General features: G+C 51.9%; 19 protein-coding genes. 13 read left to right on the forward strand and 6 right to left on the reverse strand.

The features are described 5' to 3' along the window. Positions 1-2 precede the first annotated feature (2 nt). The 4 genes from D2E26_RS03995 to D2E26_RS04010 all read right to left on the reverse strand — a co-directional run bounded on the left by D2E26_RS03995 (position 3) and on the right by D2E26_RS04010 (position 4,443). Positions 3-392, reverse strand: a complete 390-nt coding sequence (locus tag D2E26_RS03995; RefSeq protein WP_125963432.1) for a cold-shock protein — start codon at positions 390-392, stop codon at positions 3-5. Positions 393-537: 145 nt separating this feature from the next. Further along, the gene (locus D2E26_RS04000) at positions 538-2,424 is read right to left on the reverse strand and encodes a sensor histidine kinase (protein ID WP_241218867.1); all 1,887 of its coding nucleotides are present in this window, start codon (positions 2,422-2,424) and stop codon (positions 538-540) included. Positions 2,425-2,624: 200 nt separating this feature from the next. Continuing rightward, the gene (locus D2E26_RS04005) at positions 2,625-3,359 is read right to left on the reverse strand and encodes a response regulator transcription factor (RefSeq protein WP_125963434.1); all 735 of its coding nucleotides are present in this window, start codon (positions 3,357-3,359) and stop codon (positions 2,625-2,627) included. A 70-nt stretch (positions 3,360-3,429) separates the two neighbouring features. Beyond that, positions 3,430-4,443 carry a TPM domain-containing protein gene (locus D2E26_RS04010; RefSeq protein WP_125963435.1) on the reverse strand — a complete coding sequence of 338 codons (1,014 nt, stop codon included), beginning with the start codon at positions 4,441-4,443 and terminating at the stop codon, positions 3,430-3,432. 81 nt (positions 4,444-4,524) lie between these two features. Between D2E26_RS04010 and D2E26_RS04015 the strand changes: the two genes are divergently transcribed. Further along, complete coding sequence (locus D2E26_RS04015; RefSeq protein ID WP_125963436.1) at positions 4,525-4,815, forward strand: WXG100 family type VII secretion target; 291 nt, start codon at positions 4,525-4,527, stop codon at positions 4,813-4,815. A gap of 126 nt (positions 4,816-4,941) precedes the next feature. On the opposite strand, the gene groL is transcribed toward D2E26_RS04015, so the two are convergent. Then, a complete protein-coding gene (groL, locus tag D2E26_RS04020; RefSeq protein ID WP_125963437.1) occupies positions 4,942-6,552 on the reverse strand; it encodes a chaperonin GroEL in 1,611 nt (536 codons plus the stop codon). Positions 6,553-6,898: 346 nt separating this feature from the next. After that, positions 6,899-7,537, reverse strand: a complete 639-nt coding sequence (locus D2E26_RS04025) for a LytR C-terminal domain-containing protein (protein WP_125963438.1) — start codon at positions 7,535-7,537, stop codon at positions 6,899-6,901. Between the two features lie 107 nt (positions 7,538-7,644). On the opposite strand from D2E26_RS04025, the gene D2E26_RS04030 reads away from it, so the two are divergent. From D2E26_RS04030 to D2E26_RS04085, 12 genes are all read left to right on the forward strand, one after another. After that, complete coding sequence (locus D2E26_RS04030; RefSeq protein ID WP_125963439.1) at positions 7,645-8,364, forward strand: uracil-DNA glycosylase; 720 nt, start codon at positions 7,645-7,647, stop codon at positions 8,362-8,364. A 132-nt stretch (positions 8,365-8,496) separates the two neighbouring features. Further along, positions 8,497-9,657, forward strand: a complete 1,161-nt coding sequence (locus tag D2E26_RS04035; RefSeq protein ID WP_420897203.1) for an AAA family ATPase — start codon at positions 8,497-8,499, stop codon at positions 9,655-9,657. Further along, a complete protein-coding gene (locus D2E26_RS04040; RefSeq protein ID WP_125963440.1) occupies positions 9,654-10,718 on the forward strand; it encodes a DUF58 domain-containing protein in 1,065 nt (354 codons plus the stop codon). The genes D2E26_RS04035 and D2E26_RS04040 overlap by 4 nt, the downstream gene beginning before the upstream one ends. Then, on the forward strand, positions 10,715-11,203 hold the full coding sequence (locus tag D2E26_RS04045) for a hypothetical protein (protein WP_125963441.1): 489 nt from the start codon (positions 10,715-10,717) through the stop codon (positions 11,201-11,203). Before D2E26_RS04040 ends, D2E26_RS04045 begins: the two co-directional genes overlap by 4 nt. A 1-nt stretch (position 11,204) precedes the next feature. Continuing rightward, positions 11,205-12,260: a vWA domain-containing protein gene (locus tag D2E26_RS04050; RefSeq protein WP_125963442.1), complete on the forward strand. Its 1,056-nt coding sequence runs from the start codon at positions 11,205-11,207 to the stop codon at positions 12,258-12,260. After that, positions 12,257-13,267, forward strand: coding sequence for a vWA domain-containing protein (locus D2E26_RS04055; RefSeq protein WP_125963443.1), 1,011 nt, complete (start codon positions 12,257-12,259; stop codon positions 13,265-13,267). Before D2E26_RS04050 ends, D2E26_RS04055 begins: the two co-directional genes overlap by 4 nt. Further along, entirely contained in the window at positions 13,264-13,893 is a 630-nt protein-coding gene (locus D2E26_RS04060) for a DUF6466 family protein (RefSeq protein WP_125963444.1), read from the forward strand. Before D2E26_RS04055 ends, D2E26_RS04060 begins: the two co-directional genes overlap by 4 nt. A 279-nt stretch (positions 13,894-14,172) precedes the next feature. After that, entirely contained in the window at positions 14,173-14,478 is a 306-nt protein-coding gene (locus D2E26_RS04065; protein WP_125963445.1) for a hypothetical protein, read from the forward strand. 152 nt (positions 14,479-14,630) lie between these two features. After that, positions 14,631-16,202 carry an alpha/beta fold hydrolase gene (locus tag D2E26_RS04070; RefSeq protein ID WP_125963446.1) on the forward strand — a complete coding sequence of 524 codons (1,572 nt, stop codon included), beginning with the start codon at positions 14,631-14,633 and terminating at the stop codon, positions 16,200-16,202. Positions 16,203-16,317: 115 nt separating this feature from the next. Continuing rightward, the gene (gene purB, locus D2E26_RS04075; RefSeq protein WP_125963447.1) at positions 16,318-17,760 is read left to right on the forward strand and encodes an adenylosuccinate lyase; all 1,443 of its coding nucleotides are present in this window, start codon (positions 16,318-16,320) and stop codon (positions 17,758-17,760) included. A 312-nt stretch (positions 17,761-18,072) separates the two neighbouring features. Further along, positions 18,073-20,502, forward strand: coding sequence for a lysylphosphatidylglycerol synthase transmembrane domain-containing protein (locus tag D2E26_RS04080; RefSeq protein WP_241218896.1), 2,430 nt, complete (start codon positions 18,073-18,075; stop codon positions 20,500-20,502). Between the two features lie 304 nt (positions 20,503-20,806). Then, the gene (locus D2E26_RS04085) at positions 20,807-21,088 is read left to right on the forward strand and encodes an HU family DNA-binding protein (RefSeq protein WP_125963448.1); all 282 of its coding nucleotides are present in this window, start codon (positions 20,807-20,809) and stop codon (positions 21,086-21,088) included. The last annotated feature ends 29 nt before the right edge of the window (positions 21,089-21,117 follow it).

Here is a 21,117-nt window from a genome sequence, read left to right on the forward strand (position 1 = left end):
ACTCATTCCTGTACATCAAAATTGTCAGCCACGGCACGCAGCAACGTGGCAAGCTTCCTGCTCTCTGCAGCAGAAGGATAATGGTGACGCCTTAAACCATTACCTGCAGTATCCAACAGCTTAATCAGGTCCTCAACAATAGCAGCCATATCATCTGGCTTTGGACGCGTAGCCTTCACGAGCGAAGGGGCCGACGCATGGATCTCAACGTTCATGGCCTGTGGTCCCCTACGACCTTCAATTAACGAGTATTCAACCTTCGTGCCCTTGCGCAGCGTCTTATGGCCAAGAGGCAACGCAGCGGCAGGCATGAACACATCCCTACCCTCTTCGTTTTCAATAAAGCCATAGCCCTTTGACTGGTCGAACCAACGGACCTTTCCACTTGGCATTATTGTTTTCACCTAACTTTCTACACAATCTTCAACTGCTCGAACTCATCATAACTATCACTCGAACCGAGTCCGAAGCAACACATACACAGCAACACTGTACACGGAGTCATTTCATTATGGTCCGTGTACAGCGAAGCAGAAATTAAATCATAATATCTTCTGCGTTCTCCTCACGGAACGTTTGCGAAACCGGCAAAATTATGAGGAACGTCAAGCCGCCACCAGGCGTCGTCTGAGCGGTGATGAAACCAGAGTGAGCTTGAACAACCGAGTAAGCGATTGCCATACCCAAACCGGTGCCGCCCTTCTGACGAGCGCGCGACGGATCGGCCGTGTAGAAGCGCTCGAAGATCTTCGGCTGCAACTCCTCTGGCACACCCGGGCCGTGATCGCTGATACGCACGAACACATATGGCACACCCAAGTGATCGTTACGATACTGAGCGGCAGCTTCCATCACCTTAGCCACAGAAGCAGGCTCATTCGGCAACTTAACGAGCTCCTTAGGGCTCATGTCAAGGCCGATCGTGCCCAGCGCGAACTCAACTGGCGAATCAGATGGCGTGTAACGGTGAATGTTACCAACTATGTTCGTAATCACCTGACGCAGACGGTTCTGATCACCCGTAATCGTCATGTCTGGCAGATCTTCACGCTGCTCAACAATCTGAGGCAGCTGACCATCTTCAGTCACAGGACCGAGCTCCAGCAAGCCCGTGCTGACCTTGCGCTCAGGATCAAGCGCGTGCAGATCGTCAAGCGAATCATGCAGCACGCTCGACAGCTTGACCTGGCCGTCAACCGAAATACCGCGGCCTTCATCAAGACGAGCCAACGACAGCAGATCTTCAACGAGCACAGTCATACGCGACGACGACTTCTCAATATGATCAATTGCCATATCGGCACGCTCAATAGCGTCTGGCATATTGCGCTGCATCATGTAAAGCTCTGCATAACCATGAATTGCGGCCAAAGGCGTACGCAACTCGTGGCTTGCATCAGAAACGAAGCGCTTCATCTTCTCAGTCGTTTGCTGCTGTTGGATGAACGCTCGTTCCACCTTCATCAGCATGATGTTCAGCGAACGAGACAGCGAACCGATTTCAGTATTCGTTGGAGCATAGGCAATACGCTGCGTTAAATCACCAGCTGCAATCAGAGCAGCCTTCTTTTCAATGCGCTTAATTGGGTCAAGCGTACGCTGCACAGCCAAAGCACTGACCACGCCGCCAAGCAGCACGACTGCAATGCCAACGAGCACGCAGAACTTCGTCAGCGTATCAACCATGTCGATTTGCGAGCTCAGCGACAGAGCGATGTACACCACACCAACATCTTGCAGTGCACCGGAACTCGTCTTATTCATCCAGCGCATAGCCACAACGCGCCATGGTGCCTCTGCCATTTTGAGCGTTGCATGATCCGGCTGGCTCACTGGATTCTGCATCATGACCTTAGCCTTAGCGGTCCAAGGCTGGCCAAGCTTATGGCCATCGGTACCGCCATCGGCAGGAATTTCAGGCTGCGACACCACGCCGCCCTTATAAACAGGCTGTAGCTGAACCGTCGACGTATTGTCGAGCTTGTTGTACGACTCAACGTAATACGTGGTTAAACCATTGTGCGAGTTAAGGTCGCTGTTCATCATGTCGGTGTTCTTGAACACGAGCTCCGACTGTTGCAGCAGCTGCGAATCCGTTTTGTCGAGCAGATAGTTGCTCAGCAGCTGACGCAGCGACACCGTAATACCAATGGTGCCAATCGTCAGCAGCACAATAATAATCGACACCAGCTTCGTATTCAGGGAGAAGTTGTCGAGCTTCTTTAAACGCTTCCTTGGCGTAAGAGGCATAGCTGGCGAAGTCGATGCAGCTGTGGCTGATGCTGATGCATTTGTGGCGCCTGCACCGGTTGATGCACCTGCGGCATCAGCAACGGATGCGGCTGCAGTTGTTGCAGTTACGGAAGCTGGTTGCGGAGACTCATGCTGGTCCGACTGTGAACCGCGGTCATTGGCGTTGACCATACGTCTGTTCAAGCTCCTTGGTGAGTTGTACATGCCAGTACGCACACGAACATACCGGTACGTACACGAGCGCGGCCGGACAGTGAAAACTCACCATCCCGCCGCGATTTTGTGTCACATTCTGCCCAATATTTTGCGAGCGTTGTGTGTTGAAAAGCTATCGATAGCAGATGCTGCGTAGCTTGCTACTAAGCGTTGAATCATGCTTCCTTTGGTGCACGAATCATGTAGCCAATACCACGCTTCGTCTCGATCAGAGGCTGCACCTTGTGCTTCGTGCCGTCCTCGTCTTCAACCGTGATGTCGTCGACCTTCTTACGCAGGTACGAGATGTACGATTCGACGATTGCTGCGTCGCCGCCCCAGTCGTACTGCCACACGTGGTCAAGAATCTGAGCCTTCGACAGCACACGACCCTCGTTATCCATGAGGTAGCACAGCAGCTTGTACTCGGTTGGGCTCAGGTCAATCGACTTGCCAGCGCGAGTTACATCGTGCGAATCTTCGTTAATCTCAAGGTCACCAACACGAATAATTGGATCGTCTTCGACCTGTTCACGCGTACGGCGCAGGATTGCGCGAATACGTGCCACAACCTCTTCAAGGCTGAATGGCTTCGTCACGTAATCGTCTCCGCCGACGGTCAGGCCCATGACCTTGTCTTGCGTATCGTCGCGAGCCGTCAGGAACAGCACTGGTGCATCAATGCCTTCCTGGCGAATACGACGCGTCACAGTAAAGCCGTCAATATCTGGCAGCATAACGTCAAGAATGATGAGGTCTGGCTGCGTGCGCTCAATAACCTCAATAGCTTCAGAACCAGAGCCTGCCGTCTCTACTTCATAACCTGCGAAGTGCAGAGAGGCGACCAGCAGTTCGCGGATGGACGGTTCGTCGTCTACAACGACGATCGTAGCTTCAATTGGTTTGCTCATGGTTCTCAGTTTGGTCGCCTTATCTGAATGTTTCCTGAGAGTCAGCTGTATTGGCGGAATTCCCGTGGTTTTAGGCGTGTTTCACAGGTGTTTCGGAAGTTTCTTCCTGCTCGGCCTTCTTCTTACGACGCGCACGGTGTGCGTGAGCCTTCTTCTTTGATTCAGCAACGCTCTGGTACCAGCGTTCTTCTGCTGCCTTCGCAGAATGACGACTCCTGCGGCGCGGCTTATGGTGCTTTCGCCACACAATCATGCCCACGGCTAGCGCGATGAGCAGCACAATAATGACGATGAGCACAATGATGCCGGCGGAAACAGACTTATGTGCGGTGGACGTCTCTTTTGCTGTTTGAATGGCATCCATCATGTCAATTGCAGACTTGGCCCAGTCAGGACCATTCTTGGAATCGGCATCCACAATTGGGTTCAGTGCAGCATCAGAAAGCTTGTCGACTGTTTTCTGGCTACGGAGCCATTCGTCGGAGTTTGGCGAAACCACAACAACGAGGTTGCCGTCGTTTGCCGCCACGGCCAGCATAACCGTGTTTGGTGCTGGCTTCAGTGATGCAAGCAGTATGGAAGCCCACTTTTCTGGACTGTCCTTGGTATTGAACGAATCCAAGTACAGCAGGCGAACCGTAACACCGGTCTTCTGCTTGGTTTTGGCGATGGCATCGGAAACTTCGCCTAAGTGGTCACCTAACAAATTGTTCGTATCGGTGATGTAGCTTGCTGTGCTCTGCTCTTCGTGGGTATTGGTCTGTGGCGAAGGCGTTGCCGTTGGATCATTGGCTGGTGCTGGCTGATCCGACTGTGCTGGTTGGCTTGACTGTGCTGGCTGTGGATCATCGGCGAATGCAGCACTGGAGCTGCTAGGAATCAGCGAAGCGCCGATCATCATTGCAAGTGACAGCACAACGCTGAGCACTACAGCAATGCATTTACGAACAACATAACTATTACGAAGCATGTGTGCACCATTGAAAACGAGAGAATGTTGACGACTATACAAATGTCCTTGTGGACGACCTGAGCAGTTAACCACATTGGCCTGCTGAGCTGGAATGCGCGCGATCAATGCCATACCTTCTAGAGTAATGGACGGTGCGGGATTACGCCGTTCATACGTATATGCCGTTTCTAGTTGTACAAGGTGGTACTCATCATGGCTCAGTTTCAAGTCGATTCCGAACGTATGCAATCCTCAAGCGCCGCAGTCAATTCCTCGGTAAGTCAGATCCGACAGGCCGTACAAGGTATGGTCACGAATCTCAATGCTTTGCAAGATGTATGGCGCGGTGCCGCTTCTACACAGTTTGCTTCTGTTGTGTCGCAATGGAGAGCTGCTCAGCAACAGATGGAGCAATCTTTGGAAGCGATTCAACAGTCACTGTCGCAAGCATCAATTGTTTATGCCGATGCAGAAAGCCAAGCCGCTCGCCTCTTTAGCTCATGAGTGTTTGCTCACCTATGCAAAAGCCGCCATTGCGTAAGTGCAATGACGGCTATGCATGAGTTGCAAGAAATTCCAAAGCTCACCGATTTGGCAAGTGGTTCAGTGAGCCATGGATTGGGTTATCTATCAGTAACCCATGTCCTGAGCTGGAGCAGCTGCTGGTGGCTCTGGCTTGTTAGCCACAACAGCTTCAGTCGTCAGGAACAGACCTGCGATCGAGGCAGCATTCTGCAGAGCGGAACGCGTAACCTTGACTGGATCGGTGACGCCGGCCTTCATGAGGTCTTCGTAGGTATCGGTTGCTGCGTTGAGGCCCTGGCCTTCTGGCAGCGAACGAACCTTGTCGATCACCACGTCGCCGGACAGACCAGCGTTGTCAGCAATCTGCTTGATTGGAGCACCGATGCCGCGGAACACAATTGCAGCGCCCGTTGCTTCGTCGCCCTCAAGCTTGACGTCCTTCTCGACCTCAGCAGCTGCCTGCACGAGTGCAACACCGCCGCCTGGCACGAGGCCTTCCTCAATTGCAGCCTTAGCGTTACGCACAGCATCCTCAATGCGGTGCTTACGTTCCTTAGCCTCAACTTCAGTTGCAGCGCCAACCTTGATCACAGCAACGCCACCGGCGAGCTTTGCAAGACGCTCCTGGAGCTTCTCGCGATCGTAATCGGAATCGGTGTTCTCGAGCTCAGCACGGATCTGAGCAACGCGAGCAGCCACGTCCTCAGCGGAGCCTGCGCCGGACACGATCGTCGTCTCATCCTTAGAAACGATGACCTTCTTAGCGGAGCCGAGCACGGACAGGTCGATGGAGTCGAGCTTGAGGCCCAGCTCCTCAGACACAACCTGAGCGCCCGTCAGCACTGCCATATCCTGCAGCATTGCCTTACGACGATCGCCAAAGCCAGGAGCCTTGACTGCGCAGGACTTGAACGTGCCGCGGATGTTGTTGAGGATCAGCGTAGGCAGAGCCTCGCCATCGACGTCCTCAGCGATGATCAGCAGTGGCTTACCCGTCTTCATGACGAGCTCAGCAATGTGAACGATGTCCTGCTGCGAGGAGACCTTGCTCGAGGTCAGCAGAATGTATGGATCGTCGAGCGAAGCCGTCTGATCCTCAGCGTTCGTCACGAAGTAAGGGGAAATGTAGCCCTTATCGAAGCGCATACCCTCGGTGAACTCGAGGTCAAGGCCGAAGCGGTTGTTGTCCTCAACGGTCACAACGCCGTCCTGGCCAACCTTGTCGAGAGCCTCAGCGATCTTCTCGCCGACCTCTGGATCAGCAGCGGAAATCGTTGCCGTAGCAGCGATCTGCTCCTTGGTCTCGACTGGCTTTGCGGACTTGATAAGCTGGTTGACGATAGCTTCCGAAGCCTTCTCAATACCGCGACGCAGAGCGATTGGGTTCGAACCTGCGACAACGTTCTTGAGGCCTTCGTGCACGAGAGCCTGAGCAAGCACGGTTGCGGTCGTGGTGCCGTCACCTGCGACGTCGTCCGTCTTCTTAGCAACTTCCTTGACGAGCTCTGCACCGATACGCTCGAATGGATCTTCGAGGTCGATTTCCTTTGCGATGGACACGCCATCGTTCGTGATGGTTGGAGCGCCGTAAGTCTTGTCGAGCACTACGTTGCGGCCCTTAGGTCCGAGCGTGACCTTGACGGTGTCGGCGAGCTTATCCAGACCGGCGAGCATACCCTGGCGGGCTTCCTCGTCATATTCAATGATCTTTGCCATTGTTCCTCCACACTGGCTTCACGGATAGGTTCCACTTGGGATTGGATTGATGTCGGCCGTCAGCTGCCGATTTATCACTCTCAAGTCCCGAGTGCTAATTCGTGAGATTAGCACTCTCCTTGGTCGAGTGCCAAAACACTTATGAGCCAATCGAGAAATATTGGTAATAGCTAAAGCTTGGAATAACCTTCAAAGGCATAAAAGCCACTGCTGCTGTGTACAGAAATACAAATCATTGCAACGGAACTACAGAAGATGAACGGCAGAAAAATGGTGGCCAGAAGAATAAAAAATTGGTGGCCACCTCACGTGAGATGACCACCAAACAAAAGTTAACTAACGCGACTCACTGCATGAGCACGGCAACAACTGGAGCAGCAATATCGTTCACTTGCTGCACGTTGGAGATGCCGAGCGTGGAAGCAACCTGCTTTGCCGTTGCCAGATCAGCCTCGGTCTGATACCACACAACCGACTGTGCTGGCATCGAACCTGCGTTTGGATTTGCAGCAGCAACGTTCGTGAAGCCTGCGTTGTTGAGCTTCGATGCGCTGTTTGCGGCGTAACCAGTCACGCCCGTACCGTTAATTACGCGAACGCCAGTGTTGTAGTTCACTGCATCCGTGGACTCCGATGGCGATGGGCTTGGCGATTCGCTCTGCGTTTCTGATGGCGAAGCGGATGGCGATGCCGACTCCGTGGTGCTTGGAGAAGCCGACTGCGTTTCTTCGTGCTTTGGCTCGGTTGTAGCCTGCGACGTCGTCTCGCTAGAAACTACGCCAGGCTTGTGCATCTCGAATGCACCCGAGTACATGGACCAGAACACCAGTGCTGCGGCAATTGCAGCGACAATAACGATAATAAATGGCAACCAGCGCGAAGCGAACGAACGCTGGCCACGATGCGCACCTACAGGACCTGCTGGAGGATTATCGAAATCATCCTTCGCATACGAGTCGTAGGTATTCTTATCGCCACGTGCCATGCTTTTCCTCCATAGAGCCTGTACAGAATACTTTCACGAGTGTAGCGCGGCCATTCACCAGACTACGCTATCGTCGATGCCTTTGACATGTTCTACAGTACTGTGCCATGAGCTATTCCACAGTGAAACCAATGAGCGAACTCATAGATCCCGGTTGGGCTCGAGCCTTAGCGCCTGTTGAGCCACAACTGCACAAGATGGGTGATTTCTTGCGCTCAGAAGTCGCACACGGACGTCATTTTCTGCCTGCAGCACCAAATCTTTTACGTGCGTTTTCTACGCCTTTTGAATCTGTCAAAGTATTGATCGTTGGTCAAGACCCTTATCCAACACCCGGTCACGCAATTGGACTGGCGTTTTCTGTTGCACCAAATGTGAGGCCTTTGCCAAAGAGCCTGATCAATATTTACAAAGAAATGCAAACCGACCTTGGTATTCCACCTGCACAGACGGGTGATTTAACACCTTGGACGAAGCAGGGCGTCATGCTGCTCAACAGAAGCCTTTCTGTGCAGTCTGGCGTCACGAATAGTCATAAGGGCAAGGGCTGGGAGCCAATTACTGAAGCTGCAATTCGTGCACTGAATGCTCGCACTGACGCTCAGGGTAAGCCTCTGCCACTTGTTGCGATTTTGTGGGGACGTAACGCGCAGACCTTGGCACCGCTACTGACGAATGCCAAAATTATTGCGTCACCACATCCGTCACCATTGTCTGCATCGCGAGGCTTCTTTGGATCACGTCCGTTCTCTCGTACGAACGAAGCACTCATTGAAATGGGTGCAACCCCTGTTGATTGGCGCCTTGAGCACCCAACCAATCTGTGATTTAAGCGCCGCCCAGTACAATGCTGTGACTGCATGGGCGGCAATCCGATAGTCACCTAGCCTTAGAACACCAGCAATTGTGTGCCATACCGGTTGCACAGTTATTAGCTATGAACATCGAGGATAATCAGCATGTCACTGTTTCCACCCGTTAATCCATTGCGCCCAGGTTCTCAGAATCCCCCAGTTGATCCTGCAAATCCAGCCGCATCACCACTTGCTGCAACCGCTGCAGGCGCAACCGCCTCAATGCCAGGCATGAGCCCAAACGCCACTCCAAATGCAAACACCAACCCAAACGCACTCTCCCAGCAGGACTTGGTCCGTGCTCGTCAGCTGACTGAGCGTATTCGCAACCGCTTTGCTCATGCTCTGATTGGTCAGGAAGAGCTGCGTGAATCGCTGATTACGACGATGGTTGCTGGCGGTCACATTCTTATTGAGTCGGTGCCAGGTTTGGCTAAGACGACTGCTGCTCAGACGCTGGCTACGAGTGTTTCTGGCTCGTTCCGCCGTGTGCAGTGCACGCCTGATCTGATGCCTTCTGATCTCGTTGGTACGCAGGTCTTTGATTTCTCGTCGCAGCGTTTCACAACGCAGATTGGTCCTATTCACGCTAACTTCGTGCTGCTTGATGAGATCAACCGCGCTAACGCTAAGACGCAGTCGGCCATGCTTGAAGCTATGGCTGAAGGCGCTACGACTATTGGTGGCGAGCGTATTTCTTGCCCTAAGCCATTCATGGTTATTGCAACGCAGAATCCAATTGAGGAAGAGGGCACGTTTATGCTGCCCGAAGCTCAGATGGATCGTTTCATGATGAAGGCTGTTATGACGTATCCAACGTCGAAGCAGGAAGTGGCTATGCTGCAGATGCTGGCTCGCCGCGGCTCCGATGTTATGGATCCAACAATGGATGCTGAAGACGTTATTTCTATTCGCGACGTCAGCTTCTTGATTAATGCTGCTAAGCGCGTGCATGTTTCGGACGCGATTATGCAGTACGCCGTTGATCTCGTTGAGACAACACGTGGTGCTGGTCCTAAGCCAATTAAGGGCTTGGCTGCTCGCGTGCGGCTGGGCGCTTCACCTCGTGCTTCTATTGCATTTATTCGTATTGGTCAGGCAGCTGCTCTGATGGCTGGCCGTGACTATGTGATTCCTGAGGATATTAAGGAATTTGCTCACGAAGTGCTGCGTCACCGTATTCTGCTGACGTTCGAGGCAATGGCCGATGGCATTGATACCGATCAGATTATTGATCAGATTGTGCAAGTGGTGCCTGTTCCATGATCAAATTTCCGTTCTTCCATTCAGCAGAGCAGACAGCTACTGCAGATGCCGGCGCCAATCAGTCACCGCATTCTGTAGCGCTTACTCCTGCTGAGGTTACCGCTCAAGAGGTGCGACGCCGTATTGAGTTGATGAGCTCTTCGCTGAGCTTGCCAACAGTGCGTAAGGCGCTCGGCGTTATTGAGGGTGAGCATTTGTCTCAGCGCCGCGGTGGCACTGATGAGCTTATGGATGTGCGCGCCTATGAGGCTGGCGACGAAGCACGCAGTATTGATTGGAAAATCAGTGCGCGTTCTGGCCGCCCTATGATCGTGCAGCGTGAGCGCAATGTCAGTGGCAAGGCCGTACTGCTGTTGGATGTTGGTCAGCCTATGAGCGCTACTTGCCCGTCTGGCGAGCCTGCGTACGAAGTTGCTGCTAACGCCCTGTGCATGATTGCTGCGCTGTCGTTGCGTCGTTCTGATGAGGTGTCGCTCGTATTTGGTGATGCACAGTCGATTACGCGTATGCCATTCCATGGTGGTCTTCCCCAGTTCGAGCGCACGCTTGATGAAGCACTCGACCGCGATTGGTCGCATGGTCGCAATATTGATGCGCTCCTTGATTATGCCAAGCGTTTGCGCGATCGCAATTGTCTGATTGTGTTGGCCACTGATGATCATGCGTTGACTGAACAGCAGCTTGCTACTATGCGTACGATCGCACGCACGCATCCACTGTTTATTGTCAGCGTTGGCACGGTGAATCCGTTTGATGTACATCCTGTGCCAAGCCGCCCTGATGTGGGTGTGCGCGATGGCATAACAGGTCGTCGTATTCCTGCATTTTTGCGTAATGCGGCTCTTGCTAAGGAAGTGCATACGCATCGCACGTTTATGTTGCAGGAATTGCAGCGTCAGCTGACGTCGTATGGTGCCACGCTCGTGCATAGTGCTTCGAGCGAGGGCATGTTCCATACGCTTGTGTCGATGATTGCTCGTGCTCAAATGTCGCATGCCGCCATGAATCCATCGATGCTACGTTCATCGGTGAGCCGTATGCAGCAGGGGGTGTCTCGTTGATTTCTGTGCAGGATTTACATCCTCAGGGTGCATTAAGCAGCACGGGTTTCGCCATTACGTGTGGCGTGTGCGCGATTATTGCTGTTGTTTTGGTCGTGCTCGTTATTAAGTTCTGGCGTCCGCGCGTGGTGCGCGTTGTCGAACAGCAGACTGGCTCACATTCGGCAGGTGCGAAGCAGATTTGGCAGCGTCGTATTTCTGAAGTTGTGGAGCGTTTCCATGCGGGCACAATTACTGAGGATCAGGCGTTTGCTCGTCTGGCTCAGATCGCTCGTAGTTTCGCCGCTCAGAGTTCGGGCCGTTCGTTGGCTTCGAAGACGCTTGCTGATCTTTCGAATGATCGCCGCTCGGGTGACTCGAACTGGAATTTGCTGCGTCAAACGATTGCCGGTATGTATCCTCCTGAGTTCGCTGAGCAGCCACAAGGTGTGACTGTTGATGACGCTGCAGCTTGGGTGGCTCGTCTTGTGGAAAGGTGGCGCTGAAATGTTCAGTTGGCGCTGGCCTTGGGCCATTCTTATTGCTGCTGTTGTTACTATCGCAGTTTTAATCCTCGTGTGGGTACTCTCCGCACGTAAGGCCGATACACAGCAGGCTGCTGTGGCCTACGACGTACAAAGTGATTTGCATGGTGAGCAGGCCTCACATGCTATGCGCACGTGGCGTACGTGGAATCGCGTGGCTGTGGCACTTATGGCTCTGCTACTCGTTGTGGCATGCCTGTTTGTGGGCCGTTTTAGCACGGTTGATAAGGCTGATGAGCACTACGGTAACCGCGATATTGTGCTGTGCCTTGATGTGTCTGGTTCAACGCTGCCTTACGATCACGAAGTTATTGATACGTATCGCGATCTGGTGCAGCATTTCAAGGGTGAGCGCATTGGTATGAGTATTTTCAACTCGACGTCGCGCACGGTGTTCCCATTGACTGATGATTACGAGCTGGTGCAACGGCAGCTTGAGCATGCCAGCAATATTTTGAAGCGCGTGGAATCGCAGAAGTCAATTGATGCTATGTCTGATCAGCAGTATCAGGATGTTTCTGATTGGCTCGATGGCACGCAGAACAAAACGAATGCTACGAGTCTGATCGGCGATGGCCTCGTGTCTTGCGCAGCTATGCTGCCAGGTTTCACCTACGACGCATCGCACGCTCAGCGTCAGCAGCGTGAGGCTTCTATTGTGTTGGCCACCGATAACATCGTTTCGGGTACGCCTACCTATTCGCTGGCTCAGGCATTGGATCTGACGTCTCAGGCTGATATTGCTGTGGAAGGCCTGTACTCGGGTTCTCAATCCACTGAGCACAATGAAACAACAAAGCAGATGGAAGAGCTTATTGAGCACCACGGTGGCACGTTCTTAGCGCAGTCCGATGGCGCTTCTGTTGATGCACTCGTCCGTCGTATTAACGATCAGCAGATGCACGAAGAAGAGCGCAAGGCTCAGGCCGCTGTTGTTGACGCACCTGGCTGGTGGACGTTAGCGCTCGTTATGCTTGTTGGTGCGTGGTTACTTGTGGCTTGGAGGTTGAAGCGATGAGTAAGTTCACCTTCTCCCCTTCTCTGGGTTGGCCGGTCGGCATTATTTTGGCTGTACTTATGCTCGGCTTCGCTGTGGCATCAGTAGTGTTGTATCGCCGGAACCGTGCTGATAGCGATCAAACGTTGGCATCGTGCATTCGTCGCACTGCTATTTGCGTGCTGTTGGCCATTGTGGCGTTAACTCCATCGATTGCTACGGCAACAACAAGCCGTGCTATTAGCGCTACGGACGTTGTTATTGCAACTGATGTCACTGGTTCGATGGGCGTGCATGATGCCAAGTACGGCAATGACATTCAGATGAGCCGTATTGATGCTGCAAAGAATGCAATTCATGACATCACTGAGCAGTATCCAAACTCAAGCTTTGCTGCATTGAGCTTTGGTGCAACGGGCACACTGGATTTGCCGCTGACGCCAGATACGCAGTCTGTAAATGAATGGGCTCGTACGCTGCATCCGGAGGAAACGTCCAGTTCGGCCGGTTCTTCACTGGATACGGCTCTTGACCGACTGTTGGTTACGCTGAAATCAATTCATGAACAACATCCAGAAGATCAGCTGTTGCTGTACATCATTACGGATGGTGAGCAGACCACGCCGCAAACGCGACGTACATTCTCTTCGTTGAGGCAGTACGTGAACGATGCGTGCGTGATTGGCGTTGGCAGTGAAGAAGGCGGCAAGGTTCCACAGCCAAACGCAACTTCGGCTGATCAGTGGGTCATTGACCCAAGCACTGGTGAACCGGGTATTTCCAAGATGGATAAAGCGCAGATCACTGAACTAGCTGATGAGTTAAGCGGCTCACCACTGTTCCTGAACGCTCAGACGACAGTTGCGAACTCGCAGATTGCTCAGCAGGCCAATAAGTGGCGCGTAACCGAAACTGAGCACGATAGGATGCGCATTTCGCCAATTACCTGGCCATTTGCCATTGCGTTGGCAGTGCTGCTCGTTTGGGAAGCTGCAAGTTGGATCGTGACGTCGAGGAGGCTGCTATGAGTGATGAAGTTCAGCAGAACACAACTGAGCAGACTCCTGCTGTAACATGGGAGTCGCTTGACGATGCAGGTACGGCGAAAACGCGTGTGCATCGTGTTCCACTTGCTGTTCGTATTGCTGGTATTGCGGGTGCTGTTGTGTTTGCGGCAGCAACTGTGGTCGCTGGTATGAATGTGGCGGCAATTACTGAATACAATCAGGCGACGGCTACGCTGAATCAGAATCTCAAAGAGGCTACAAATGCGTCGGCTGATTTGAAGGCGCTGAAGGTCAGTCAGGAACAGACTGATGCAAGGTTCAGCGATGCTCAGGCCAATGCTGGTGTGCTGTTCAACAATGTCAAAGATGCGATTCATGCGAATGCTGCGATTTCTGAACAGCTCACTGATCGTATTTCGAAGGCTCTGGCTGACCAGCAGCACGCAGCTGACGCTGCAGCAAAGGCTAATGAGGATGCTGCCGATGGCGATGCTGATAACAAGACGAATTCAGCTTTGACTGATGAGCAGCGCAAGCAGATTGAAGACATGCTCAAGAACAATGGTTCGCAAGACCAGAATCGTGGCAATTCTTCGAATGATAGTGGCAAGAATACGAATTCCAACCACGAGATCAAGCCATGGTAATAGCTAACTGCTACTGAGCTGTTAACTTACCTACACTACAAGGGACTGTGATTCGCTTCGGCGAGCGCGGTCCCTTGTTTGTATATGTGGTGGCTGCTGTTTTTCGGTATGTATTGTTTGGTCGCTTTGCTTGCTCGAGTTGTTTGATCTATTGCTGTGGTCTAATGCTGTAATCTACTTTGGCTTGATCTATCCACATTCACTTGCCCCGAGCCAGCATTTCACCACATTGTCCTATTGCGCTCGACACGATGACATGCTGTGCCGTGCAATGGAGCTATGAATACAACAAGTTTTGATGGAGTCGGAGGATCAGGCTCCCCTAGGTTTGGCGATGCTTCTCCGTTTGGTGCTGGGAACTGTCAATGTAGGCAAACTGCGAATCAGCTGCGTGACGAGGTCAACGTAGCTATTACGCACATGAAGCGTGCGCTCGATGATGTGGCACGCGCAATTCCTGCAGGTGTGCTTCCTGATTGGCAAAGTTCTGCAGCAACTGCTTTTCGCGATCGTTGTTCAGTAATACGACGTGATGTTCAATCGGTAATGACGCGGGTTGAACAAATGCGTGCGGCATTCCAATAACATTCGAATGCTTAACGTTCCAGTACTTAACTCTGTAGTTCAGGACGTCTCAGTATGGGACGCCTTGGTTTGAAACGATTTGGCACGGGTGCTTCGGTACAGAACATTTCAGATTGGTTTTGATAGATACATACACAGCATGAGGAGGCATTATGCAGATACAGTCCTCTGTCTCTGACAGTCGTCAAGTCTGTGTGCAGTCGCGTGTGTATGGCGGTGTAACACGTACTGCTGAGCATCATGAAGCGCAACGTGTCGTGAACGGATTACAGCAGGCACGATCATCACTGAATCAAGTTGCTACCGCTTGTTCGAATCTTGCTTTGCATACGTCTGGTGCTGCACAGCAATTGCAATGGTGTGCGCAACCTCATGAGCCGTTTGTTACTACTACATCGCTACTTGCTCAGGCCAATGATGCTGCTGCGCGGGTGCAGCGTATAGCTGTGCAATGTGAGAACCTGGCTACACTGCTGTCTCACGCTTATAACCTCTATGCCGATGCTGAATCGAGTGCGCGCCGTGCAGGTATAACTGCATTACAAGTGATGACTTCCGTGTCACCGCCATTAGCTGCAGTAGCACTGGGTGCGAGTGCTGCAGGTGGTATGGCCTATGGCTTTGCGAAGGAACATAAATTCAGCGTCATGCATACGGTCAATGGCACAACATGGATGCAAGAAGGCATGCTTCGCGGACTCGGTCCTTGGATTATGGCGGGCACAGCCGTGTTGAATCCTACGAAAACACTGCATGTGGCAAGAGATACCAGTAGCACCGTTGAGCATGGTGCTGCAGGTTTAGCGTGGGCTTGGCAGCCTTTGCATAATTGGATGCAAGGTTCTGATGTGGAGGTGCGCCAAGTCGGTCAGCATGTGCAAGCCGTTGGTGAAGTGTCATCCGTGGGTGGCGCATTAACTGATTTGCGACAGCTTGGCGAAACACGTACTCAAGGTTTGCGTTCGGGAACAGCCGATGAACTGAGCTATGCAACCATAGCGATTTCGCAATATAAGCGTGCTGATGGATCTACTGCTTGGCTTGTTACGATTCCGGGTACTGATGGTGAATCAGATTCTCCATTTGCTTGGCCGCAAAATGTGGAACTGATGAGCGACGATGCTGAACATCGTATGCAGGCAGAAAGTGCTCGCATGGTTGAGCAAGCTATGCGTGAAGCTGGTATTCAGCCAAATGATCCTGTGGCTCTTGTTGGGCACTCACAAGGAGGCATTGTGGCAGCCACTATTGCCTCGGATTGCACTGATGAATTTTCGATTGAGCATATTGTGACGGCTGGTTCTCCTATTGCACAGCATCCTGTTGGTAATCAAACTTGGGTTACCGCCATTGAAATGGATGATGAAGTAGTTGCTGCGCTTGATGGTGCGGCTAATCCTACTAATGAACAGTGGCTCACAGTGCGAGGCTCACTGAATGAACAACGCACCACAAGTACGGATGATCCTGGCGTTGATATGCCATATGCTGATGTGTCTTGTGCTGATATTCCTTATGCTGATGATCCCTGTGCTGGTGTGCCCGTTGATCGCGATCCAAATACCTATGAAATAACACACTGGCTCAAATATCATGAAGCGGCTTATGAGCATGCAAGCGCTTTAGGCTCCCCTGAATTACAGGCCCATGAACAACATTTCCAGCAAACAATACAAGGCGAATATCAAGGAACCACCTATTGGCAAGGTCGCGTCCAGAAATAACCATGGCTGACTTCATCAAAACGTTGAACTATACAACGGCCAAAAACAGTTGAAATTCCGTACAAAATATGGATAGAACCAACGTTGGTTTGCCATCTCACGTAGGGTTGAAACCATGAGGCTTACTGATATCTCTCCTATTCCAGCATTAACTCCACTCGACGGTCGCTATAAGTCGCAGACGGCTCCTCTTGTTGAGTATTTGAGCGAGCCAGCACTTAATCGCGAGCGCATGCGTGTTGAAGTAGAATGGATGATTCTGCTTGCTAATGGTTTTGAAGGCAATGGCTTCCAGCCAATTGTTGATGGTGTTGAACCATTAACTGAAGAAGAGCAAGCCTATTTGCGTGCTATTCCTGAGACGTTTGATGATGAAGGTATTAAGCATCATGCCGCTCATGAGGCTATTACACATCATGATGTGAAAGCCGTTGAATATTACATTGATGATGAGCTGGATTGTGCTGCTGAAGTTTTGGGCCATGAAACGCAGCTCAGCAAGTTGAAGACGCTTGTGCATTTTGCGTGCACGTCGGAAGACATTAACAATCTCTCGTATGCTCGTTGCATTAAGAATGCTATGGAGCAGGTGTGGCTTCCTACGGTTCATGAAATCACTGATCATTTAGTGCAGAAGGCTGAGGCTTATGCGACGTTGCCATTGCTGTCGCTGACGCATGGCCAGCCGGCAACTCCAACAACGTTAGGCAAGGAGTTTGCCGTCTATGTGTATCGCATTAATCGTCAGCTTCGCCACATTGAAGCTCAGGAATATTTGGGTAAGATTAATGGTGCTACGGGTACGTTTGGCGCACATTTAGCGGCATTCCCTCACATCGACTGGTTGGCTGTGTCTCGTGAATTCGTTGAGAATCGTATGGGCTTAACGTGGAATCCATTGACGACGCAAATTGAGTCGCATGATTGGCAGGCTGAGCTGTATGGCGCGGTTGCCCATACGAATCGTATTTTGCATAACCTGTGCGTGGATGTATGGATGTATATTTCGCGCGGTGTCTTTGCTCAGGTGCCAGTAAAGGGCGCTACTGGTTCTTCTACAATGCCACATAAGGTCAATCCAATTCGTTTTGAAAATGCTGAGGCGAATTTCGAATTGTCGTGCGCATTGTTGGATTCGTTGTCAGCAACGCTTGTAGAGTCGCGTTGGCAGCGTGATCTGACTGATTCCACGACGCAGCGTAATGCTGGTTCGGCGTTGGGCTACTCACTGCTGGCATTGAATAACTTGCATGGTGGTTTGCAGTCGATTCATCCAAATGAGGCTGCTATGCGCGCAGAGCTTGATGAGAACTGGGAAGTGCTCGGCGAACCTATTCAAACGGTTATGCGTGCTTGCGAATTGGCTGGTGTTGAAGGTATGGAACATCCATACGAGAAGGTCAAGGATCTGATGCGCGGTCATCGTATTAGCCAAGACGATGTGGAACGCTTCATTGATTCGTTGAACTTCGATGAGCAGACGGCAACGCGTTTGAAGGTACTAACGCCTGCAACGTATGTGGGTATTGCTGCCCAGCTGCTGCAATACATGCGCTAATCATCCGAGTTGTGTTGATATTTCAACACATTCCGTGTGCTGCGCGTGAACTCATGTAGGGTAGCTAGTACAATCGAAACGCTCACTTCGGTGGGCGTTTTGTGCTATGTGTACCCAACCCACTCATCCATTTGAGCGTTGCTCACATAGGTGTTCCAATAACTTTTTGACGTATTAGACGAGGTGCTGATGACCAACAGGCAATCAGAACACGACAAGTCCACCAATATGCAGGCGCAGCAGCCGCATACGGACGGGTCAACCCAAGATAAGCCTGTTTCTTCATCTGCTGTGGTAACCGATAACAATGCTATGCACGATGTGCACATTGACGATATTGAGCCAAAGCGCTCCCACGTGTTCGGCGATCTCGTCAATGCCGGCGCCTGCCTGATTATTGCAGCATTAATGCTGCTGTTCGCCGTCTATTTGCGCGGTGTGACTATGGGCGTTGCTGCTGATGCACAGAACGTTGGTAAGTCCGTAGATTGGCTGCTTGATGTGCCAGCTTCGCTGCTGCGTCAGCTCGTTATTATTTACATTGTCGTCAGTGTGCTCATCCAGTCGATTACGCAACGCGAATGGTATCAATCGGCAATTGCTGTGGGCTCGTTGCTGCTTGGTTTTGCAGCCGCCTGGGGTACTTCAGCAGCACTCACCACATGGGGCGATACCACGCTGATTAATACGCTGCTGTCTGCTGGCACGATTGTGGGCACCACACTGCTCCCCGACTTCTATGCAGCGCTTGGTGCATTCCTGACCGTTGCTGGCCCAAGCCGTGCACGCACCACGGTGAAATGGGGCTGGTCGATTCTGATCGCCACCGCAATTATTTTCGTCATTACTTCGTGGAGCTCAGTTACTGGCGTTATTGTTTCGATTCTGCTTGGCCGTTTCGTGGGTCTCTTGATTCGCTTCATTTTCGGCACGATTAACACGGGTGCTTGGGGCCCACAGATTATTTCAGCACTGCGTTCTATTGGTCTGCATCCTGTTGGTCTGGAAAGGCGTGCGGGACTCAACACTGAGTCTGGTGTGCTGCTTACAGCTCTTGACGATGATCTCGTTGAGAACTCACGTATTTACGATATGTACGACCGCGCTGGTCAGCACTACATTGTGTCGGTGCTCGATAACCAGTTGCGTTACGCAGGCTATTTAAGCCAGATCTGGCAGCTTATCAAGCTCAAGAGTGTGGCTGTACGTAAGGATCGTTCAGCAATTAGCGCTATGCATCATCATCTGTCGATGCTGCTCGGTTTGCGCCAGCTTGGTTTGACGACGCTCGAGCCATATGGTGTTGCTGATTATGGTGAATCCTCAATGCTCGTGTTCCACAGCACGGCTACGCCAACCGCTTGCGATCCACGAAAGCTCAGTGATGATCAGCTCGTAGAACTGCTGCAGTATGTGCAGCATGCTCACGATCGCGGTTACACGCATCGTCGTATTACGCTCGATACGCTCGCTCAGCTGCGTGATGATTCGGGTAATTCCACGCCACGTATGTTTATTGCGGGTTGGCAGAATGGTGATGCTGCAAGTAGCTTCACGAACGAGGAACTCGATAACGTCCAGATTCTTGCCCTTTACGCTGCATTATTCGGCATTGAGCGCACAATTCGTGTTGCCCGCCGCGTCTGGGACGTCGATACGCTTATTTCGCTGATTCCATTTATCCAGCGTGCGGCCGTTGCTCCTTCGACGCGTTCGCTTGAAGGCTGGAACAAGAATCTGCTGTCGGATCTGCGTAAAGCTATTAGCCAGCTTGCTCCTGAAGAGGTTTCCGAGAACCTTGAGCAGGTAACGCTATCTCGTTTCTCGGTCCGCTCGTTTATTGGCTTCGCACTGCTCGTTGTGGCTATGGCTGTTATTGTGACGCAGCTCAAGCCAGAAGAGATGATCAACGCAGTCACGCACGCTAACCTGTGGCTGGCTCTTGTGGTTATTCTGTTTAGCCTGCTCGCTTGGGTCGGCTCTGCGATTACGCTCGGCGGCTTTATGAACCGCGAGAAGGTCAATCCAATCGGCTTAATGTGTTCACAGATGGCCGCTGGTTTCACGGCTGTTTCGATGCCAGCGGGTATTGGCCCAGCATTCGTGAACTTGCAGTTCCTGCGTAAGAATGGCTACCGCAATACGGTTGCAACAGCCATTATGAGTGCCGTGTGGGCCGTTCAGGCCGCCACAACCGTGGTACTGCTGATTATTATCGGCATCTTCACTGGTCGTAACACACTTTCGGGCATGGTACCAACGAATACGCTGATTATTGCAATCGCCATTGTGTCGCTGATCGTCTGCATCGCCATGGCTATTCCGCCAATTCGTCGCAAGGTCACACAGAAGTATCTGCCACTGCTCAAGTCGTACGCACGTAGCCTGATTGAAACGTTGACCCAGCCTAAGGAGCTCACGCTCGGCGTTATTGGCGCTGTGGTGCTCAACTTGGCCACTGGTTTCGGATTCTGGGCAGCATTGTGTGCATTTGGTTTCAATATGAACCCAATTGAGACGACGTTCATCTTCCTGCTTGCAAATACGCTCGGCTCGGCTGTACCAACGCCAGGTGGCTTGGGTGCTGTTGAAGCTGCACTGTCCGTCGCGTTCACTGCAGTGGGTGTGCCATCCCCTATCGCACTTTCGGCCACCATCGTCTACCGAGTTGCGTTCTACTGGCTGCGCATTCCTGTGGGTGCGCTGGCTATGCGCTGGCTCGATCGTCACGACATGATTTAACCCATTTCTTACCCGTGGTGAATCACACTTCAGCACCGGCTTCTGTTTTGTTGAAATAGATTTGATTTCTGCACAAACAGGTGTAAGTTTTCGCTGCAGCTGAAGGCGAAGCCGTTCAAAAACTAGGTTTTTGCGCAAATATGTCGCATTTTGACGGGTAATTTAGGGGTAATTCATGAACAAAATGTCAATATCCTACGAAAAACCTTACAAAATGCGGCATTTGACGGAATCGTGCGCTATGATTGCCATTGTCAAGTGGACGATCCGTTAAGGGACGTCCCCTACATAGAAGGATGATTGTATGGCATACAACAAGTCCGATCTCGTTTCGAAGATCGCTCAGAAGTCGAACCTCACCAAGGCACAGGCTGAGGCTGCTGTCAACGCTTTCCAGGAAGTGTTCGTCGAAGCAATGAAGTCCGGTGAGGGCCTCAAGCTTACGGGTCTGTTCTCCGCTGAGCGTGTGAAGCGTGCTGCTCGCACGGGCCGCAACCCACGTACGGGTGAGACCATCCAGATCCCTGCAACCTACGGTGTGCGCATCTCCGCTGGCTCCCTGCTCAAGAAGGCTGTCACCGAGTGATTGCATTGTAATGCATTTACAACAAAAGC

The organism is Bifidobacterium dolichotidis (genome assembly GCF_003951975.1).
Lineage (GTDB): Bacteria > Actinomycetota > Actinomycetes > Actinomycetales > Bifidobacteriaceae > Bifidobacterium > Bifidobacterium dolichotidis.

What these genes read in the sequence shown, in the direction of transcription:
- D2E26_RS03995 (WP_125963432.1), bottom strand. Translation starts at nt 392, where the DNA reads ATGCCAAGTGGAAAGGTCCGTTGGTTCGACCAGTCAAAGGGCTATGGC.
- D2E26_RS04000 (WP_241218867.1), bottom strand. Translation starts at nt 2,424, where the DNA reads ATGGTCAACGCCAATGACCGCGGTTCACAGTCGGACCAGCATGAGTCT.
- D2E26_RS04005 (WP_125963434.1), bottom strand. Translation starts at nt 3,359, where the DNA reads ATGAGCAAACCAATTGAAGCTACGATCGTCGTTGTAGACGACGAACCG.
- D2E26_RS04010 (WP_125963435.1), bottom strand. Translation starts at nt 4,443, where the DNA reads ATGGCATTGATCGCGCGCATTCCAGCTCAGCAGGCCAATGTGGTTAAC.
- D2E26_RS04015 (WP_125963436.1), top strand. Translation starts at nt 4,525, where the DNA reads ATGGCTCAGTTTCAAGTCGATTCCGAACGTATGCAATCCTCAAGCGCC.
- groL (WP_125963437.1), bottom strand. Translation starts at nt 6,552, where the DNA reads ATGGCAAAGATCATTGAATATGACGAGGAAGCCCGCCAGGGTATGCTC.
- D2E26_RS04025 (WP_125963438.1), bottom strand. Translation starts at nt 7,537, where the DNA reads ATGGCACGTGGCGATAAGAATACCTACGACTCGTATGCGAAGGATGAT.
- D2E26_RS04030 (WP_125963439.1), top strand. Translation starts at nt 7,645, where the DNA reads ATGAGCTATTCCACAGTGAAACCAATGAGCGAACTCATAGATCCCGGT.
- D2E26_RS04035 (WP_420897203.1), top strand. Translation starts at nt 8,497, where the DNA reads ATGTCACTGTTTCCACCCGTTAATCCATTGCGCCCAGGTTCTCAGAAT.
- D2E26_RS04040 (WP_125963440.1), top strand. Translation starts at nt 9,654, where the DNA reads ATGATCAAATTTCCGTTCTTCCATTCAGCAGAGCAGACAGCTACTGCA.
- D2E26_RS04050 (WP_125963442.1), top strand. Translation starts at nt 11,205, where the DNA reads ATGTTCAGTTGGCGCTGGCCTTGGGCCATTCTTATTGCTGCTGTTGTT.
- D2E26_RS04055 (WP_125963443.1), top strand. Translation starts at nt 12,257, where the DNA reads ATGAGTAAGTTCACCTTCTCCCCTTCTCTGGGTTGGCCGGTCGGCATT.
- D2E26_RS04060 (WP_125963444.1), top strand. Translation starts at nt 13,264, where the DNA reads ATGAGTGATGAAGTTCAGCAGAACACAACTGAGCAGACTCCTGCTGTA.
- D2E26_RS04065 (WP_125963445.1), top strand. Translation starts at nt 14,173, where the DNA reads ATGAATACAACAAGTTTTGATGGAGTCGGAGGATCAGGCTCCCCTAGG.
- D2E26_RS04070 (WP_125963446.1), top strand. Translation starts at nt 14,631, where the DNA reads ATGCAGATACAGTCCTCTGTCTCTGACAGTCGTCAAGTCTGTGTGCAG.
- purB (WP_125963447.1), top strand. Translation starts at nt 16,318, where the DNA reads ATGAGGCTTACTGATATCTCTCCTATTCCAGCATTAACTCCACTCGAC.
- D2E26_RS04080 (WP_241218896.1), top strand. Translation starts at nt 18,073, where the DNA reads ATGCACGATGTGCACATTGACGATATTGAGCCAAAGCGCTCCCACGTG.
- D2E26_RS04085 (WP_125963448.1), top strand. Translation starts at nt 20,807, where the DNA reads ATGGCATACAACAAGTCCGATCTCGTTTCGAAGATCGCTCAGAAGTCG.